This window comes from Mucilaginibacter sp. Bleaf8 (genome assembly GCF_018390515.1).
Classification (GTDB): domain Bacteria; phylum Bacteroidota; class Bacteroidia; order Sphingobacteriales; family Sphingobacteriaceae; genus Mucilaginibacter.
In genome coordinates, this window is record NZ_JAHBBK010000001.1 from 1146248 (window position 1) to 1165015 (window position 18768).

Annotated in this window: 14 protein-coding genes; 8 read left to right on the forward strand and 6 right to left on the reverse strand. The window is 44.5% G+C overall.

The features are described 5' to 3' along the window. Window positions 1-295 precede the first annotated feature (295 nt). From KHS38_RS22335 to KHS38_RS05060, 7 genes are all read left to right on the forward strand, one after another. Window positions 296-799, forward strand: coding sequence for a glycerophosphoryl diester phosphodiesterase membrane domain-containing protein (locus KHS38_RS22335; protein ID WP_502887927.1), 504 nt, complete (start codon window positions 296-298; stop codon window positions 797-799). Between the two features lie 2 nt (window positions 800-801). Continuing rightward, on the forward strand, window positions 802-2307 hold the full coding sequence (locus tag KHS38_RS05035; RefSeq protein WP_213487409.1) for a GH3 auxin-responsive promoter family protein: 1506 nt from the start codon (window positions 802-804) through the stop codon (window positions 2305-2307). Between the two features lie 72 nt (window positions 2308-2379). Then, window positions 2380-3579 carry a 1-deoxy-D-xylulose-5-phosphate reductoisomerase gene (locus KHS38_RS05040; RefSeq protein ID WP_213487410.1) on the forward strand — a complete coding sequence of 400 codons (1200 nt, stop codon included), beginning with the start codon at window positions 2380-2382 and terminating at the stop codon, window positions 3577-3579. A 16-nt stretch (window positions 3580-3595) separates the two neighbouring features. Beyond that, complete coding sequence (gene rseP / locus KHS38_RS05045; RefSeq protein WP_213487411.1) at window positions 3596-4927, forward strand: RIP metalloprotease RseP; 1332 nt, start codon at window positions 3596-3598, stop codon at window positions 4925-4927. A 473-nt stretch (window positions 4928-5400) separates the two neighbouring features. Further along, window positions 5401-8286, forward strand: a complete 2886-nt coding sequence (locus KHS38_RS05050; protein ID WP_213487412.1) for a sensor histidine kinase — start codon at window positions 5401-5403, stop codon at window positions 8284-8286. A gap of 8 nt (window positions 8287-8294) precedes the next feature. Then, window positions 8295-8936 (forward strand): response regulator transcription factor, encoded by a 642-nt coding sequence (locus tag KHS38_RS05055; RefSeq protein WP_213487413.1) that lies wholly within the window; start codon window positions 8295-8297, stop codon window positions 8934-8936. A gap of 73 nt (window positions 8937-9009) precedes the next feature. After that, a complete protein-coding gene (locus KHS38_RS05060) occupies window positions 9010-9399 on the forward strand; it encodes a hypothetical protein (protein WP_213487414.1) in 390 nt (129 codons plus the stop codon). A 35-nt stretch (window positions 9400-9434) separates the two neighbouring features. Here KHS38_RS05060 and KHS38_RS05065 read toward each other — a convergent pair whose 3' ends face one another. Genes KHS38_RS05065 through KHS38_RS05080 form a run of 4 tightly spaced genes read right to left on the reverse strand, consistent with a single transcriptional unit; the run spans window position 9435 to window position 14043 of the window. Then, window positions 9435-10004, reverse strand: a complete 570-nt coding sequence (locus tag KHS38_RS05065) for a DUF4199 domain-containing protein (protein WP_213487415.1) — start codon at window positions 10002-10004, stop codon at window positions 9435-9437. Window positions 10005-10012: 8 nt separating this feature from the next. Continuing rightward, window positions 10013-10687 carry a hypothetical protein gene (locus tag KHS38_RS05070; RefSeq protein WP_249665286.1) on the reverse strand — a complete coding sequence of 225 codons (675 nt, stop codon included), beginning with the start codon at window positions 10685-10687 and terminating at the stop codon, window positions 10013-10015. Window positions 10688-10697: 10 nt separating this feature from the next. Beyond that, entirely contained in the window at window positions 10698-11954 is a 1257-nt protein-coding gene (locus tag KHS38_RS05075) for a dihydroorotase (protein ID WP_213487416.1), read from the reverse strand. 34 nt (window positions 11955-11988) lie between these two features. Next, the gene (locus KHS38_RS05080) at window positions 11989-14043 is read right to left on the reverse strand and encodes a BatA domain-containing protein (protein ID WP_213487417.1); all 2055 of its coding nucleotides are present in this window, start codon (window positions 14041-14043) and stop codon (window positions 11989-11991) included. Window positions 14044-14215: 172 nt separating this feature from the next. Here KHS38_RS05080 and KHS38_RS05085 point away from each other — a divergent pair, with 172 nt between their 5' ends. Then, window positions 14216-15211 carry an aldo/keto reductase gene (locus tag KHS38_RS05085; RefSeq protein ID WP_213487418.1) on the forward strand — a complete coding sequence of 332 codons (996 nt, stop codon included), beginning with the start codon at window positions 14216-14218 and terminating at the stop codon, window positions 15209-15211. Between the two features lie 205 nt (window positions 15212-15416). Here the strand turns inward: KHS38_RS05085 and KHS38_RS05090 are convergent, their stop codons facing one another. After that, the gene (locus KHS38_RS05090; RefSeq protein WP_213487419.1) at window positions 15417-16241 is read right to left on the reverse strand and encodes a hypothetical protein; all 825 of its coding nucleotides are present in this window, start codon (window positions 16239-16241) and stop codon (window positions 15417-15419) included. Between the two features lie 122 nt (window positions 16242-16363). Continuing rightward, the gene (locus KHS38_RS05095) at window positions 16364-18670 is read right to left on the reverse strand and encodes a family 20 glycosylhydrolase (protein WP_213487420.1); all 2307 of its coding nucleotides are present in this window, start codon (window positions 18668-18670) and stop codon (window positions 16364-16366) included. Window positions 18671-18768 lie beyond the last annotated feature (98 nt).

Consider the following 18768-nt stretch of genomic DNA (forward strand, 5'->3'; position numbering starts at 1 on the left):
ATCTATGTATCACCCTTTTTCCATTGCCGAAACTATCAAGTCAGCATGGGGTGTTATCAGGAAAAATTATATTTCCTTGATCGTGTACACCGTAATTACCTTTATGTGCAATATTGCCATAAAGGCCTTAAGTGAAAATCTGACATCGGATAATGCCTATACCTCGGTTATTTACAGGTTAATCATTATGTTGATAGAAGCCTATCTTACCTTAGCTTTTTACAAGCTATTACTTACTTTGATTGACCGGGAGTATTACGAGTTTTCATTCAAAGATATATGGCCAACGTTTAAAATGGCTATAAACGCAGTTACTATTGGCATAATCGTAATATTTGTAGTAGGTACAATATTCTTCATAAATTCTCGCATCGTAGCAAATAATGAAGAGACTATGGTTCCAGTTTTCGAAAAATATATCTATCCAGTAGAGGTTAGTATAATGATATACCTAAGTATTAGGTTTATTTTTTGTCTTTGCTTTATTGTTGATGACAATTGTGGACCAATAGAATCACTAAGGCAAAGCCTTACTATTACTCGCAATCACTTTTTCAAGCTGATTGCATTGGTTCTACTTGTTTTTGTGTTTGTTGCTCTCGTCTTGATGCTCATAAATGCTATTATTACTTATTTGGTACCAGCAGAAAGCCATGTTATTGATTACATGATCGACATAGCAGCCATTTGCTGGTTTGCCATTGCTTTCCCTACTGTACAGGTAATGATTATAGCAACCTACCGCAAACTGGTGTACAGCACCAAAGATATTGACGACGACGTATCTGAAACGTTATAAGCATGGGGTTAAAATCTGTTTTAAGCAAAGCATTTGCCGCATGGGTAAACCTCGATTTGAACCGCATACGCAGCCAGGGCGTGGCGCTGCAGCAAAAAACGCTGCAACAATTGGTTAGGCATGCTACGAATACAGCGTTCGGTAACGACCATCACTTCGCTTCCATAAAAACCTACGCCGACTTTAAAAAGCAGGTACCTGTAAGAGATTACGAAGACCTGCGCCCTTACATTGACCGCCTTACACAAGGCGAAGCCAATGTAATATGGCCCGGCAAACCGGCCTATCTGGCTAAAACATCGGGCACCACATCTGGTGTAAAGTATATTCCCATCAGCAAAGAAAGCATGCCCGAGCATATTAAGGCGGCACGCAATGCTTTACTGAGCTACATCCATGAAACCGGCAAAGCCGACTTTGTAGACGGGCAGATGATATTTTTACAGGGCAGCCCTGTACTTTCAGAAAAAGCGGGCGTTGCAACCGGCCGGCTCTCGGGCATTGTGGCCCACCATGTGCCGGCTTATTTGCAAAAAAACCGCCTGCCCAGCTATGAGGTAAACTGTATAGAGGATTGGGAAGAAAAGGTAGATGCCATTGTAGCGGAAACTTATAATGCCGATATGCGCCTTATATCGGGCATACCGCCCTGGTGCCAGATGTATTTTGACCGGCTTTCGGCCAAAGCGGGCGGTAAAAAGATCAAGGATATATTCCCGAATTTCAAGCTGTTTGTTTACGGAGGCGTAAACTATGAACCCTACCGTGCACGTATCGAGGAAAGTATTGGCTTTGGTATTGATACCATTGAAACCTACCCGGCATCCGAAGGGTTTATTGCTTTCCAGGACTCGCAAAAAGATAAAGGCTTATTGCTGCTGGTCGATTCGGGCATATTTTATGAGTTTATTCCGGCCGAAGAGTATTATAATGAAAACCCTACCCGCCTGAGTTTGCAGGAGGTAGAACTGAATAAAAACTATGCACTGATCCTGAACACCAATGCCGGGTTATGGGGATACAGTATTGGCGATACAGTTAAATTCACTTCGCTCAATCCCTACAAAATTGTAGTTACCGGCCGCATCAAACATTATATATCGGCCTTTGGCGAACATGTGATTGGTGAGGAAGTGGAGCATGCACTGATGAGCGTGGCCAACCAGGAAGGTGTAGACATTGTTGAATTTACCGTGGCCCCGCAAGTAACGCCGCCTGCCGGGCAGCTGCCTTATCATGAATGGTTTATAGAATTTGGCAAAGCACCTGCAGACATGCAATCCTTTAGCCGGAAGGTGGATGAGGCGTTGCAGAAAAAAAATATTTATTACTTTGACCTCATTAGCGGTAACATTTTACAGCCTTTGATCGTCAGAAGTTTAGAACCGGATAGTTTTATTAACTTTATGCGTTCACAGGGTAAACTGGGTGGGCAAAATAAAGTACCGAGATTAGCCAACGACCGTAAGATTGCCGAAGGGCTTGCACCTTACGTTATTAAATCATAATTTTAAATTTGTTGCTTTAACCATCATCCGCTCAGGCGTGAGTTACGTATACGTTAAAGCGACCGTTAATAAATGTACAATTCATCTGTTTCTATAAAAAACATAGCCATCCTGGGATCAACCGGCAGTATCGGTACGCAAACACTCGAAGTGATTGCCGAAAATCCTGAGCGCTTTAAGGCCCATGTGCTCACCGCCCATCGCAATGCAGCTTTGCTTATTGAGCAGGCGCTGCTGTTTAAGCCGGCCTACGCAGTTATTTGCGATACAAGCCAATATGAGCAGGTAAAACAAGCATTAGCCGGTACCGAAACCAAAGTTTTAGCAGGACATGAAGAAGTTAAGACAATTGTAACCCTGTCCGAAATTGACATTGTACTTACCGCAATGGTAGGCTTTGCCGGGCTTGAACCAACTATTAACGCCGTAAAAGCGGGTAAAGATATAGCACTGGCCAACAAGGAAACCCTGGTGGTTGCCGGTGAACTGATTACCGCACTGGCGCGTGAACACCAGGTAAAGCTACTGCCGGTAGACTCAGAGCATTCGGCCATATTTCAGTGCCTGACAGGCGAAGATCACAATCCGATAGAAAAAATTATTTTAACAGCCTCCGGCGGTCCATTCCGTGGTAAGGATAGCGGCTTTTTAGCCGGGGTAACCCGTGCCGATGCATTGAAGCATCCCAACTGGGTGATGGGTGCCAAGATTACTATTGATTCGGCATCACTGATGAACAAGGGATTGGAAGTAATTGAGGCCAAATGGCTGTTTGATTTGCAGTTGGAACAAATTGAGGTGATTGTACACCCGCAATCTATCATCCACTCTATGGTGCAGTTTCAGGACGGCTCGATAAAAGCACAAATGGGCCTGCCCGATATGAAATTGCCCATACAATATGCTTTAGGCTATCCGGACAGGATACAAAACAATTTCAAACGCTTCGATTTCTCGGCCTACCCTACCCTAAGCTTTGAGCAGCCCGACCTCCAAACGTTCCGTAATTTAGCCTTGGCTTTTGAAGCATTGAAACTGGGCGGCAACATGCCTTGCATCATCAATGCCGCTAACGAAATTGCAGTAGAAGGCTTTTTGAACGAACAAGTAAGCTTTTTAGGCATGAGCGAGGTAATTGAACAGTGCATGCAAAAAATACCGGCCATTGCCCATCCTACTTTAGCCGATTATTTGAATACTGATAAAGAAACCCGCATCTTAGCACAAAATTTAATTAAAGAAATGCCGTTAAAGGCAGTAACCGTTTTATAGACGATACACATACAGAATGGATATAGTGATTATGGTAGGCCAGTTGATACTGGGCTTATCGATATTAGTAATTTTACACGAACTCGGACACTTTTTAGCGGCTCGCGCCTTCGGCATAAAAGTCGAGAAGTTTTACCTTTTCTTTGATGCATGGAACTTTAGCCTGTTCAAGTTCAACTACAAAGGTGTTGAATACGGCATGGGCTGGCTGCCACTGGGCGGCTATGTAAAAATTGCCGGCATGATTGATGAATCAATGGATACCGACCAAATGGCTGGTCCGCCGCAACCTTGGGAGTTCCGTTCTAAACCGGCCTGGCAGCGTTTAATAGTGATGCTGGGTGGTATAGTGGTAAATATTATCCTGGGCATTCTTATTTTTTGGGTACTAACCATCAAATACGGCGAAAGCTACATCCCGAACGATAGCTTAAAGTATGGAATCGTACCGGGCACCATAGGCCAAAAAATCGGCCTGAAACCCGGCGATAAAATCACAGCCATCAATAATCAAAAAATAGAGCGCTTTGAAGATCTGATCAGTTCAAAGGTGTTAATGGGCAACAGCGAGCTAACCGTTCAACGCGGCAACCAAACCCTTAATGTAACGGTACCAAGCAGCATTTTAAATGATATATCTGACTTAGGTATTGAAGAGTTTATCAGCCGTATGCCACGTACTAAATTCAGCGTGGGTGCCATACAGCCTAAAAGCAGTGCACAAAAAGCAGGGCTGCAAAAAGGTGATAGTATTGTAAGCGTTAACAATAAGCCCATCCAGTTTTTCGACCAGTTGCATGATGAACTCATGCGCAATAAAAGTAAAACAGTTCAAATTGGCGTGAAACGCCATGAGGAGCCCATGCAGCTAACCGCACAGTTAAACAATTTAGGCCAGCTGGGCTTTATGCCAAATCCGGATCTGCCGCATGAAAAAACGTTAACCTTTGGTTTCTTTGGGTCGTTACCCGTGGGTGCATCAAAAGCATGGGGTACATTTACCGATAATGCTAAAGGGCTGGGCAAGGTATTTACCGGCCAGGTAAAGCCACAGAAAGCACTGTCGAGCCCTATTGGCATTGCCGTGTTATTTGGTAGCCATGTTGATTGGCTGCGTTTTTGGAGCCTGGTTGGCTTGCTATCTATGGCCCTGGCGCTGATGAACCTGTTACCCATCCCGGCACTGGATGGCGGCCATGCGCTTTTCCTGATCATTGAGATGATTAAAGGCAAACCACTAAGCGATAAGTTTTTGGAGCGTGCTCAGATTGTGGGCTTCGTTATCCTGGTAACGTTAATGGTGTTTGTTTTCGGTAACGATATCTTCAAACACTTCATTAAAAAGTAGTGAGTTAATAAATGCCTCTATCAGGCATTTTAATATAACATTAAAACAAAAGCCCGGTTAGTTAGCCGGGCTTTTGTTTTAATGTTATAGGTTGGTTCTATAATGCTACTGATGAACCCTGTTCAACTAATTCTGATTGTTGAGTTGCTGTTGAAATAGGAAAGCCCGACACAATTGCGTCAGGCTTATACCGGGTCAAAACTTGTTAAGTATTCAAAAAAACAATAGAACTATCATTTACTGATAATTCTATTTCCGCTATAAACGGATAAATATGATAAGGTTTAGGTTGTTGAATTAAATATATTTGTTACTATCAATTAATATATTTAATTCACTTATACAAAGATATAGCAGCCCCTGACCATTCACCATGTGAACTACACGGTATTATTGGGTATATTTCACGGGTACATATACCGTGTTTTCACGGTATATTATTTTAAGCTTATTTAGATAATTTCAGCTCCTTTATGCACTTGCTGACGCTCACCAAACTATGGGTCTTAACAGCTCTCTTTATACTCATCAGTAACCTTACGGCTACTGGCCAATCCGCTAACCTTAGCAAGGTTCAGGGCTTGCCCTCATCCGAGGCCTATGATATACTGATGGATAAAAAGGGATTTATTTGGGTTGGGCATAATCTTGGACTATCCCGTTACGACGGGCATAGCTTTACCACCTTCACCTCTCCCGACTTGCTATCCCTAAGCATGACGGACTTAAACGAAGACTCACAAGGCCGCATCTGGTGCCATAATTTCAGCGGCCAGATTGTATACATTGAGCATGAAAAACTTCACATATTAAAAAGCTATGATCCGCGCCTCGAACAAAACTACCCACGGATAACACTTGTACGCAACCACCTTTTTTCAACTACCGATGAGGGCCTTTTCATCTATAACATTAAAAGCCAAAAATATAAATACATACCATGCACAAGCAGTGCGGGCAAAAAGCATCCTACATCATCAATAACCCGGCTTGGCAGTAATGTAATAGCCTATGGTGTTGCATTTGGTATTGCCGAGTGGTTTAAATGTGATACCAATGGGCATGTAAAAACACTGGCCAAACACAGCAGCTTGCATGCTATTAAAGACAACTCTTATCTGCTCCAGCCTATTACCTACCAGGATACTATTTATGTTATTTCCAATATAGCAGGTTTGGTTCATAAACTGCGGGTTGAGCATGATACAGTGAAAGTAGTTGGCAAGATTAAGATGTCGAGCTTTATTAATACGCTTAGCCAGGTAAAGCGCTCGTTATGGATCAATACAAAGAAGGAAAGCATTAACCCCGAAAGCGGGCAAAAAATTGAGAACTACAATATCAGTAACATTATAAGCGGCAGCATGGGTAATACCTGGTACAGCAGCCTCAAGTTCGGCTTACTCGTTAATGCAAAAGCGCCTAAATGGCAAAATGAGATTGTGCCATTGAATGAAGGTGACTATGTACGCTGTATTTGTAAGAATAGTGATTACCTGCTTTTGGGTACGCAAAATGGTCACTTATTACTTAAACACCACCTAAGCCCGAATATACTTCATAACTTATCATTACCCAGTACCTGTGGCGCTATAGAAACCATAAAACGGTTTGATAGCAACTCATTTTTAGTAGGTGCCTCAATGGGTATCTTCTTATATCAGCCTGGCGAAAAAAAACTAACTCAGTTATCGCCAACACTCACTTTTAAAGATGCTGTTTTAATAGCCAATAAGTTATATACAGCGCAAACCACTAATGCATTTGTATCACCTGCTTCTACTTTATCAGAATTAAAAGCATCGTTACCAGGAACTTCCCTTTTACCCAAACGGCAGCGCAGCCGTGCTTTGGTATATGATACGGCATCAAAAACGCTATACAGCGCATTTAAAAACGATTTGATCAAACTGCATGACAACCGCCTTACACGTGTTTTATTCAACAATAACTCTATTTATGCATCAACACTCGTTGGCCGCGGACACAAAGTATTAATAGGTACCTATACGCAAGGGTTGTTGCTGCTTACCCCATCCGGCATCAAATCATATAATAGTAACAATGGCTTGCTTTCCAATACCATATTTAAAATAGCGCTATTTAACAACCATGCCTGGGTAGCAGGCAACAACTGTCTGCAGCTTTTTGATATGGATACAGAAAAGTTTATTGAACGAATTAACTATCCCACCGCAGATGACATTGCTGTTTATGACATATTGGAAGATGACAATAAATTGTATGTTACCACAGCAAACGGCATCCAGTCCATCGATTACAGAGCGGTAACTAATACGTTTAATATAAAGAACTACTTGCTTTATTCTATTGTAAACAACCATGATACGGTATTTGGGCATAAAGCAAGGCTGCCTTATCATAAAAACAATATTGGTTTTACACTATCGGCAGTAAGTTATGATAACGCCAACGAAGTTTATTTTAAATATAAGCTATTTGGTAGCAATGACAGTAAATGGCAATACCTACCGCCTGGCGTCAAAACCGTGCAATATGCATCATTGATGCCTGGCACCTACCGTTTTTTGGCCATAGCTCAGCACACGCAAGGCAAACTTACCAGCCCTCCTATCGTGTTTGATCTAATTATTGATGACCCCTGGTGGATGCAATGGTGGTTCATGGCATTGATTTTACTGATACTGGTACTGCTCACAATCGCTTGTTTTAAATTTTATCATAAGATTTTACTGGATAAACAAAAGCTTAGGTATGAAAAAATCCTGGCTATTGAATACGAAAGGCAAACTATAAGCCGGGAGTTGCATGATAACATTGGGCAGCTGTTGTCACTTACTAAACTTACGCTGGGTACCACTGCCGGCAAAAGCGACGAATACAAGCAAGAGAAGATTGAGGAGAGCCGTGAACTGGTTGGCCAGGCTATTACCGATTTGCGTAACATGTCTAAAAGCCTTACCTTCCAAAACATGTCACATTTGGGGCTAACCAAAACCATACAAGCCGAAGCTGAACGTATAAACCGCAGCAACTTAGTTAATATGGCTGTTAAGGTGAATGGTAAGCCCTACAGTCTCGGAGAGCAGAACGAACTGGTATTGTTCCGCATATTCCAGGAAGCTTTGAATAACAGCTTAAAACATGCGTACGCGGAACATCTTGTTGTTACTTTGCAATTTGATTTTGATAAAGTAATGTTAACCATTATTGACGATGGCAAAGGCTTTGTTAAAAGCGATAAAATACAGGAAAGCGGCTCGGGGCTCAGGAACATGGAAAACCGTGCAGTACTTATTGGCGCCGACATGAGCATTAACACTGCACCAGGTAAAGGCACGCAAATTGTTGTAACATTAGATACTTTTACTCCCTGAATAGCATAATGCAACCTAATACAACACAAATAACTTTAGTGGATGACCACCGCCTTTTCAGAAGCGGGCTTGCCTCATTGATTAACAGCCTACCGGGCTATAATATACTTTTTGAAGCCTCAAACGGTGTTGATTTAGGTCGTAAGCTTACACCCAAAAACAAGCCCGATGTTATACTGCTCGACATCAATATGCCGTTGATGGATGGTATTGAAACTGCTAAGTGGCTGCGCGTAAACTACCCGGACATAAAAGTAATTGTACTATCCATGTTTGAGGATGCCGAAAAAGTATTGGCGATGCTACGCTTAGGTATCAAAGGATATTTGCTTAAGGATGCTGAACCACATGATTTTGAACAGGCACTGCAAAAAGTATCGGGCAATGAAGTTTACTTTCCGCAATTTGTAACCCGACATCTGGTATCCAACTATAACAATGAGCCAGACAAGGTTAAGCTAAACAGCCGCGAAATTGAGTTTTTAAAACTGGCCAGTACCGAAATGACCTATAAGGAAATTGCCGACCGCATGTGCATCAGTGCCCGCACGGTTGATGGTTACCGCGATCAGCTCTTCGAGAAACTAAACATTAAAAGCCGTGTAGGCTTAGTGCTTTATGCAGTAAAGAATAAGCTGATCGAACTATAAGAAATTATTAGGCAGCGTTTTGTACACAATTTTTCTGTTAGGTTGTTAAAACCTACAGAAAAATTTGATTGGAATGAGACGACGCATAGTTACGATAGTTACCCTTGTAATTTTAATTGCCTTATTTGGCATAGTGTATTACCGCTATTATTATGTTTTTGGCGACGGCGTTAAAGCCGGTACCATGAACTATTTTGTGCACAAGGGTTACGTGTTCAAAACCTATGAAGGTCGTCTGATACAAAGCGGGATCCGCACTCAACAGCAGGGTTCGGTACAATCCAATGAATTTATGTTCTCGGTTAGTGACGAGCGCGTTGCACAGCAACTGAACAGCAATGCAGGCGCCTACCTTAAGCTGCATTACAAAGAATACTTCCATACCCTGCCCTGGCGTGGCGTGAGCCGCTACGTTGTGGATAGCGTGGTATCGGTTACACCTGTTAATCCTGCACAGCCATAATAGCAGCCGTTGTTATCACGGCTCGCTTTGTACGCTCAAGCTTTATTTACGGCCCCTTCGCGCTTATACAAAGCGCCGAGGATTAAAGCTACAGCAAACAAGAGGATAATGGAAATCACAAAGTCCTGAATGGTTTTACCTATTGTAAACACCTTGCCTTGCTCAATGCTTTTCTGCATTTCGGCAATGGTAGTGTCTATATCTTTTTGGGGGCGATGGGCAAATTCCAGGGCGCCTCGGCGTATGTTAACCGAGTTTGTATTGGCAGCTTCCATAGCCGGCGGGTCAATCAGTTTAAAATACAGCCACCTGCCGCCGGTTGAGATTAAGTAGGTAAACAGCAGAATAAAGAAGATACCTGTGGCCGCTTGTTTTAAGCTCCAGTAACCGCCAATTTTTTTCCTTAACTTACTGGTTAAAAATAAGGTTAAGCCTAACTGTATAACGTAGGTGCCAATAAATGATATAAAGAAATATACTAAAGGCGAGCTAACCCAATAAGCAGTGCAATATACCAGCAGTATGTTAACCACCAGCAAAATGCCACCAAAAAGAAGGCCCCTTAAGGTGCCTTCTTTTCTGATGACGTTATTTAAATTCTCCATTTAACGTATTAATCGCGGCCAAATACTTGCAGTATGCTGTATACGGCCATATCAAATTCTTTATCTACCGCATTTTCGGCTACTTCCTGCTCGTCAGTCTGTGAACCTTTGGTATTTTGGAAGAAGGTGATCATAGGATAAAAAAGTTCCTTCAGCTCTTCATCTTCTGGCAGGCTTTGTGCAACGCGGTTTACTTCGGCCGGACTGCTTTCAACCAGTATCTGGTTGGCAATCACCGGCTCATAAATCTGGTGCTCATCCTGAAACTCATCATCCTCTACCAGTAAAAACTCTTCCAGGTAATCTTCCAGTGATGGTTCAATACCTTCGTCTTTACACTCGTTTAGATACAGCAACAGGTTCAGCAGTTCGGTACCACGGTCAAGTGTTTCCTCCTCAATCTCTTCCCACTCCGGTGTATCCAGATAATCATCTTCCAGGCGCTGTACATCGGCCTGAAAAAAGTTAACCATCAACAGGTCAAAAAACACCTCGCGTAAACCTTCGGCCTGAGGGTATTCATCAAATACCTCATCCAGGGCGTCTACTTTATCTAAAAAGTCTTCGTCGGCTGTAAATACTTCGGTCAGTCTGCTTTGCAGTGCGCCCACATTGATGGGGTTGTAAGCTGCAAATGCCTGTAATGCAGCGGCGATGGCTTGTTGTACTTTCGAGTCAATCATGATTATAAATTTAAGATCTGTATAACTGTTGGTTATTACAGGTTAACAGTACTTTGCCTTTTAAGTTCTGACCAATAAACGGTGAGTTGGCTGATTTTGAACGATTGCTTTGTTTATCAAACGTCCATTCTGTATCCATATCAAACACCACCAAGTTGGCAGGTTGTCCATTTTCTATGGATGGCAAAGCCACTTTCAGGATATTACGTGGATTGATAGCCAACTTTTCAACTATCGCCTCGGCAGATAAGCCTGCCTGTACAGCCAACGAAAACGCTGTTTGCAGGCCGATAATGCCATAAGCAGCTATTTCAAACTCCACCTCTTTAAACTCAATTTCATGCGGTGTGTGCTGCGATACAATAGCATCGATGGTGCCATCGGACAAACCCTGCAACAGGGCGTCCACATCGGCCTGGGTGCGTAGCGGGGGTTTTACTTTATAGTTGCTGTCAAAACCCATCAGGGCATCGTCAGTAAGTACCAGGTGGTGCGCGGCAACATCGCAGGTTACCGGCAAGCCTTTGCGTTTGGCTTCGCGTATCAAATCAACCGAACGCGCAGCCGATATGGTACTAAAATGGATGGGCGATTGCGTATACTCAGCCAAATACAAATCGCGTGCTATCATCAGTTCCTCGGCCAGTGCAGGTATACCTTTCATGCCCAGCAGGGTACTTACAACACCTTCGTGCACTTTGGCGCTGCCGGCAATGGCCATATCTTCAGGGTAAGAGAACACTAATCCGCCGAAGCCCTGCGCATATAGTAAAGCACGCTCCATTAGTCCGGCATCTTTAACCGGGTGGTTGCCATCGGTAAATGCTTTGGCACCGCTTTGGTGCATATCATACATCTCGGCCATGTCCTTACCTTCGCGCTTGTGCGAAATGGTGCCTAATGGATGTACCTCAACCAGATCACCTTTAGCTTTATTGATCAGGTACTCTACCTCGGTTTTAGAATGTACGGGCGGCTCGGTGTCGGGCATCAGGGCCACGCCGGTAAAACCACCAGCCGCTGCAGCCCGCAGGCCGGTTGTTAAGTCTTCTTTAGTTTCCAGTCCGGGTTCGCCTATGTTACAGTTCAGATCGAAAAATCCGGGCGACACGTACTTGCCCTGGGCGTTAAACACCTCAACGCCATCGGCACTGATGCCTGCGGCGATATTGGTAATACGACCATCCTGAATTAAAATATCAAGCTGTTGCTGATGAAACGGCGAGCCGGGTTGTAGAATAGTTGCAGATTGGATGAGCAAATTCATGTAAAGTGGCTTTATGCTTAGATTAATTGATCTATCAGACCAGCCCTGAAACCTGAGACTTGTTGACCCGGAAAAACCGGACAAGCGCTATTTCGGCTGCCACAAAAATCAGTGCCAAAATTATACAAAGTTTCCATAATTGCAGGCCAAAATTTGTTTCCGCTACAGCGCCCTTCAATGAGCCGTTACCTGCCTGTATTACGGCGCTGCCTTTTGGCGATAATTTTGACAGGTCAGCATTATTTAAATAGGTTAAATCAGACTCATGCCTGCTGTTGTTAAAAGCGGTTATGGCTATGGTGCTATCCTGCCGTGCAACACGGTAATTACCCGGCTGCTGTATTTGGTCGGCCACATAAAGCAGCGTGCTGCCCTCCTGCCGCCTAACATCGGGAATGAAACTTAAGGTTCCCTTTTGCAGTTTGATAATCTGTTTTTCGGACAGCTGTATAGGTTCGGTTTCAATAGCATTATCCTGCCCAATGGTATAAAAAAGTGGCTGATCGTGCCCGCTTAACAATGCTATGCGAAACAAAACCGGCAACATCAATGCATGGCGTTGCAGGTTACTGTAGGCATCATCAAGCGCAACTGCTGCTACATAAATGTGGCCGCTGCCACTGTTATAGCCGGCCCAAAACGGCTGGTGGCCGGGCAACTCCATCAAGCTTTGAGTACTACTGCGTGTAGCGGCGGCAAGTGTATAATACTTATGCACCTTGGGTAAATCAGGATTTTGCGGAACGTCTTCAAATACGGTTTTAAACAGTGGGTTTTGAAGATTTAAGGAGGCTACGCGCGTTTCTTCGGCAACCAGCTTTTCGGGCCAGGCTGCGCCTACCGGCTGTAGTAATGTACGATAGCTGGCCAAATCCGCATCGGCAGCGGGGAAAACCAGCAATGTGCCGCCTTTTGCAACATAGCTTTTTAGCTGCTGTGCCAAACCGGTTGAAATTGACTTTACATCACTCAAAACAACAAGTGGGTAGGTACCCAACGTAGAGTAATTTACATTGCCGTCATTTATACCATTAACGTTAAAAAAGGCATCGGCCCGAAAGGCAGCGTTAAGGTAAACATTTGGCGTACCGCCATCAACCAGCAGTACAGGCATTTGCTTGCGTACCTTAAAGGTAAAGTAAAACTGGTTATCAAACGTTACAGGGTTATCCTGTAGTTGTATTTCGGCCTGTTGCCAACCGGCCTGCAGGCCCGAAAAGGTGAGCGTATCTAAACTTATGCTGCGAGCCTTCACGGTAAAACTACCCAAGGCTTTTTGTGTACCGTTAACCATTAATTTTAATGGAATACCCTGTGCATCCTCTGCAGCGTAGTTATGCAGCTTTACTACCAGTCGTTCGGTTTCGTTAGGTCGGTGCAGGGCGTTAAGCAGCCAAACCGAATCTACTGCAACGTTGGGTAGTGTGTTTGCTTTAAGCTGCACCATATTAACCTGCATGCCTTCAGCCTGCTTAGCTGCTGTTTGGCTATAAGCACTCTTCTGGAAATCGGAAATAATATAGGCCGACGGTATAGCCGCGTTTTGACCTTGCAACAGGCTTTGCTGCCGGTTGATGATTTGCGGAAGACTGCGGCTCTGTGCGCTGATCTTTACAGTATCAACTGCATTATTAAACTCTTCGCGGCTGAGCAGGCGCTGATGACGGCCTTCAAAATCCTGCGTAAGCAGTTGAAAACGATCGTTGATATTGTAGGCTGATGCAATTTCTTTGGCCCGGCGCTTGGCTTCGTCAAGCAAACTACCCTCGCGTGTGAGCGTTTGCATAGAATAAGAGTTATCGATAAATATGCTTACCGCCTGCTGCTTACCAGCCGTGATCGAATTTTTGCCGGGAATAAATGGGCGGGCAAAAGCCAGCACCAAAAATGCAAGCGCCAGTAAACGGGCAGCCAATATTAGCCGTTCCTTCAAATTGCGCCGCGACGACTGCTGCTCATTAACTTCTTTTAAAAACTGTACGTTACTGAAATAAACTTTCTGGTATTTACGGAAATTGAATAAATGTACCAGTACCGGAATGGCCAGTGAAGCTAATGCGAATAAAAAAGCCGGATATACAAACTGCATGAATAATGTGCAATACCGCTTTGTTAGCTTAACGGTTAAAAACAAATATACCGGTTAATAACGCAAACCTGCAACCTTTAGCCGGTTAATATGCACAGCTATTTTACATAACACCAGCCGAACAATACGTATTCTGCAATGTTCATCTCAGTAAGTTTATTGATTTAATTTTATGGAATACAGAAAATTAGGGGACACAGATTTACAGGTATCGGCTATTACATTTGGCGCCTGGGCAGCCGGTGGCTGGATGTGGGGTGGCAATGATGATCAAGAAGCTATTGGTGCCATGAAAGCAGCTTACGATCAAGGCATTACCTCCATTGACACCGCACCTGTTTATGGACAGGGCAAAAGTGAGGAGCTGGTAGGCCAGGCCATTAAAGACCTGCCGCGCGATAAGGTGCAGATATTAACCAAATACGGCATGCGCTGGGATATTGCCAAAGGCACTTTTGGATTCAAAAGCCAAGATAACGATGGCAAGGATATAGACGTATATAAATATGCTGCCAAAGATAGCATTATACAGGAATGTGAAAACAGCCTGAAACGCTTAGGCACCGATTATATTGACCTGTACCAAATTCATTGGCCTGATGAAACTACGCCGATTGATGAAACCATGGAGGCTATATTACGCCTGCAGGAACAAGGTAAGATACGCCAGGCCGGCGTAAGCAATTACAGCGTACAACAAATGCAGGAAGCCGAAAAGACGATTAAGCTGGCCAGCAACCAGGTGCCGTTTAGTATGGTTAAACGTGATATTGAACAAGACCTGGTGCCGTACTGCATAGAGAACAACAAGGCCATATTGGCCTACAGCCCAATGGAGCGTGGCCTGCTAACCGGTAAAATGAAAGCCGGACAGCAATTTGGCGAAGGCGACCACCGCGCAAGTTTAAAATATTTTAAAGATGAAAACATTGAGCGCACCAACGCTTTTTTGCAAAAGATAAAACCGTTGGCTGACGAAAAGAACGCCACCTTAGGTCAGCTGGTAATCCGCTGGACTATTGAGCGCCCGGGCATTACCATTGCCCTGGTAGGCGCCCGCAATGCCGAACAGGCTACGCAAAACGCCAAGGCTATTGATGTAAAACTAAGTCAGGAAGAAATTCAGTTTATTAATACGGAGCTGGACAAACTGGTACTGGTTGATTAAGCCCCTCCCAACCCTCACCGGTAGGGAAGGCTTTACTTGATTTGTTGTTTATGGATTAAAAATAAGTGCTTCAATAAAAGACCTTAAATTTAATTTGTCATGGCGAGCGGTAGCGTGGCCATCCCATCGTATGCTTAAACAAGCGATGAGATGGCCACATTGCTGTGACAAATTAATCTTTACCTCCCAGAAGGGTTTAATAGACCTACCTATGCCGTCTTTTCTTTTTTGTGGTATGCGTTTCCTTATGGCGGGTACGCTCACGTTTACTTGATGTTTTTTTACGGGATGATGTATGGCGGCGGTTACTTGATGCATGACTGCGTGACTCTTGCTTAGCTTCCTGTTTTGGTGCCGCTACAGGCTGAACATCATTTTTTTTGCTACTGGTCTGGGTCGAATCTGTGCTCACTTGCTCCCCATTAATGCTGTTACCGCGCAGGTCATAAGCAATCAGTCGCTTTTGAACAGGCTTGGCGTTAGTAGTGTCGTCTTCATCATATACATTGAATTCGCGCATCAGTTTACCTTCTTTAATGAAGAAACTATCGTTGCCCCGGTATCCTTTACGTTGCGAACGGGTAAGTTTTGGAAAGTCTAACTGACGGGCGCGGTCCCCATTATATTCAAAACCAAACACAACTGCCTTGTGCGTGGTATCGGCCACCTGCGTATGGATAAAAATTTCAGGGTCGCCATCGGTATCCATATCCAGGTTCAACACATCCACAATACGGCCTTCTAGATCGCCGGTAGTCGTAGTGAACTTCTTTTCGGTGGAATCAGACCGCAGTATCTGAAACGCGCCAACGCTGTCCGTTCCTCTGCCCCAGCTCATCACATCATAATACTGGCCGGGTGCTACCTCAATAGCTTTATGATAACGAAAGGGCGACATCAGCGCAGGCGCTTTAGCAGCTGCTTTGCCTGAGGCGGCAGCTTTTTGTTCGCCGGCATCATTACTGCTATTACAGGCAGTTGCTGTTGCCAGGCAACCCAGCAACAAATAGGCATAATGCTTTAATATCATTTATAATCAGGGTTTATATCAATAGTTCAACTAACGTTTAAATAGCAACGAAAATACAGCATTGCTTATTTTGATGCAACCAGCATCTTATTCTGCGCAGGCCGCATTTACTTATTGCCCGCTCAATGGTACAAGGAGTCTGCCGAGAGCTCGCCTTTGGGTTTGCCCGGTATGGTCATGTACACGCGCAGGGTACTGAACGCGCCGGCATCAAAGTACTTGAGCGTAAAGGTATGGAATCCTTTTTGCAACAGCACCTCGCCTGTTTGCTCATACAGGCTATGCTTACCATCGTTGTTCACAACCGCCTGATCATCGATATACAGTACCGAACCATCATCCGATTGGGTAGAGAATAGGTATTTGCCATCGGTATCAATTTTAATATAACCATTGAAGGTAATACCAAACGTACGATTGGCTTTTTTAAAGGCCGAGGTGTTGAAGGTACGTACAATGCCGGTATCCATCACTCGCGCTGCATCCAGCTGCCCAACATCGGTAAAGTTGCCTGTTACCAGCTCATACTGAACGCCGGTAGCCGTACCTGTATAATTAACCGGTGGCAAGGGGGTGCGGTTGGTTACCACGGTACGGGTTACCAAACTGCGTTTGCCTGATGGTGTAACGACCAGCGTTTGCAGCTCGCGGTACTGATCGGGCGGAATATTTAGCGTAAACGGTGTGGTATAAACCAAATCAGTTTCGCGCGGCGTATAACCATCAATGGTGTAATAAATTTTGGCCCCTTCAACCGGCGATTTCAGGTTTACGGTCAACTGCGCTGCGGTATATGCGGTATCTTTAGCCCCAATAGCAGTAGGCACCCGGTAATTAATATTGTTCTTATCAAGCCAGGCTAAGTGGCGTGGTAAACGCACATCAGCAAAGTCGGTATAGTTTTTATTAGCCAGCGGCGTCCAAACCACTTCCGATAAAGCCATTAAACGGGGCAACAGCATGTACTCAGCTTTGGCTTCGGTAGCGATGTATTCTGTCCACATGTTAGCCTGTGCACCTAATATATACTTGTGCTGTTCGGGCGATAATGCCGGCGAGGCAGGATTGTAGTTATAGGTTTTTTGCAGTGGTCCAAAATTACCGATGCTTAATGGCTCCAGATCAGAGCGTGCCTGGGCATGATCAAAATATAACCCGCTTGAGCTTGGCGTCATTATCACGTTATGGTGCTGACGGGCAGCGGCTATGCCTCCAGCTTCGCCGCGCCAGCTCATTACAGTTGCGTTGGGCGCCAATCCACCTTCCAGTATTTCATCCCAGCCAATAACACTGCGCCCTTTGCTGTTCACAAACTTTTCCATGCGCTGTATAAAGTAGCTTTGCAGGCCGTGTTCGTTCTTCAGCTTTAATCTTTTGATCAGCTCGTGGCAATAGGCCGACTGTTTCCAAACCACTTTAGGCACTTCATCACCACCAATGTGAATGTATTTACTTGGGAACAGTTCCATCACCTCAGTAAGCACATCCTGCAAAAAGCCGAAAGTTTTTTCGGTAGGACAAAATACGTTATTGAATACGCCCCAGGTTTCGGCCACCTTGTATTCCTGGTTTACATCGCAGCTTAGTTCGGGGTAAGCAGCCAGTGCGGCCATAGCATGGCCGGGCATTTCAATTTCGGGCACAACGGTAATATAGCGGGCAGCTGCATACTGCACCACTTCACGTATTTCATTCTGCGTGTAATAACCGCCGTAGGGCGTATTATCAAACTGCTGCGGCATACGGTCGTGGTAGTTACCAATTAACGTTTGTGCGCGCTTGCTGCCCACCTGGGTTAACCGCGGATATTTTTTGATCTCGATACGCCAGCCCTGGTCATCCGTTAAATGCCAGTGAAAGGTATTGAGCTTGTAAGCGGCCATCAGGTCAAGATACTTTTTGATGAACTCAACCGAAAAGAAGTGGCGGCATACATCCAGGTGCATACCCCGGTAACCAAAGCGCGGGTAATCTTCGGCACGCAGGCAGGGCAGCTTCGCAACAGCGGCACGTTCAAGCGGTAACAACTGTATCAAAGTTTGTATGCCGTAAAACAGCCCCGCCCCTTTACCGGCTACGGTTACCTGCTGCGGCGTAATGGTAAGCCGGTACCCCTCGGCCGGGAGCCCATCGGTGCCGGCCGATGTAAGCATCAGCGTATTAGCTACAGGGCTACCTGTATTAGCTTTCAGCTGGTTTTTTAAAGCATATTTATTTTGCAGATAAGCAGTTAAAAACTGTACGGCCTTATTGTCAATACTATCGGCCAGTATAACCGTTTCCTGACTTAGCGTAAACGTACCTGCATTCTTTTGTAAAGATACCGGTGCCGGAATGATACCTTGGTTAAGATCGGTGGTTTGGGCCTGCACAGCGCCCTTTGTTAGTAAAACGAATAAAAAGAGAAGTAAACGAAGCTTACAGGACATATTTATTTATAATCGGTTTTTATAGTAAGAAAACGGAAAGTTAAAAGATTTCCGGGTGTTGGGAACCATATTGATTGTAAAAATTCAGCAACCAACAA

What these genes read in the sequence shown, in the direction of transcription:
- KHS38_RS22335 (WP_502887927.1), top strand. Translation starts at nt 296, where the DNA reads ATGGCTATAAACGCAGTTACTATTGGCATAATCGTAATATTTGTAGTA.
- KHS38_RS05035 (WP_213487409.1), top strand. Translation starts at nt 802, where the DNA reads ATGGGGTTAAAATCTGTTTTAAGCAAAGCATTTGCCGCATGGGTAAAC.
- KHS38_RS05040 (WP_213487410.1), top strand. Translation starts at nt 2,380, where the DNA reads ATGTACAATTCATCTGTTTCTATAAAAAACATAGCCATCCTGGGATCA.
- rseP (WP_213487411.1), top strand. Translation starts at nt 3,596, where the DNA reads ATGGATATAGTGATTATGGTAGGCCAGTTGATACTGGGCTTATCGATA.
- KHS38_RS05050 (WP_213487412.1), top strand. Translation starts at nt 5,401, where the DNA reads ATGCACTTGCTGACGCTCACCAAACTATGGGTCTTAACAGCTCTCTTT.
- KHS38_RS05055 (WP_213487413.1), top strand. Translation starts at nt 8,295, where the DNA reads ATGCAACCTAATACAACACAAATAACTTTAGTGGATGACCACCGCCTT.
- KHS38_RS05060 (WP_213487414.1), top strand. Translation starts at nt 9,010, where the DNA reads ATGAGACGACGCATAGTTACGATAGTTACCCTTGTAATTTTAATTGCC.
- KHS38_RS05065 (WP_213487415.1), bottom strand. Translation starts at nt 10,004, where the DNA reads ATGGAGAATTTAAATAACGTCATCAGAAAAGAAGGCACCTTAAGGGGC.
- KHS38_RS05070 (WP_249665286.1), bottom strand. Translation starts at nt 10,687, where the DNA reads ATGATTGACTCGAAAGTACAACAAGCCATCGCCGCTGCATTACAGGCA.
- KHS38_RS05075 (WP_213487416.1), bottom strand. Translation starts at nt 11,954, where the DNA reads ATGAATTTGCTCATCCAATCTGCAACTATTCTACAACCCGGCTCGCCG.
- KHS38_RS05080 (WP_213487417.1), bottom strand. Translation starts at nt 14,043, where the DNA reads ATGCAGTTTGTATATCCGGCTTTTTTATTCGCATTAGCTTCACTGGCC.
- KHS38_RS05085 (WP_213487418.1), top strand. Translation starts at nt 14,216, where the DNA reads ATGGAATACAGAAAATTAGGGGACACAGATTTACAGGTATCGGCTATT.
- KHS38_RS05090 (WP_213487419.1), bottom strand. Translation starts at nt 16,241, where the DNA reads ATGATATTAAAGCATTATGCCTATTTGTTGCTGGGTTGCCTGGCAACA.
- KHS38_RS05095 (WP_213487420.1), bottom strand. Translation starts at nt 18,670, where the DNA reads ATGTCCTGTAAGCTTCGTTTACTTCTCTTTTTATTCGTTTTACTAACA.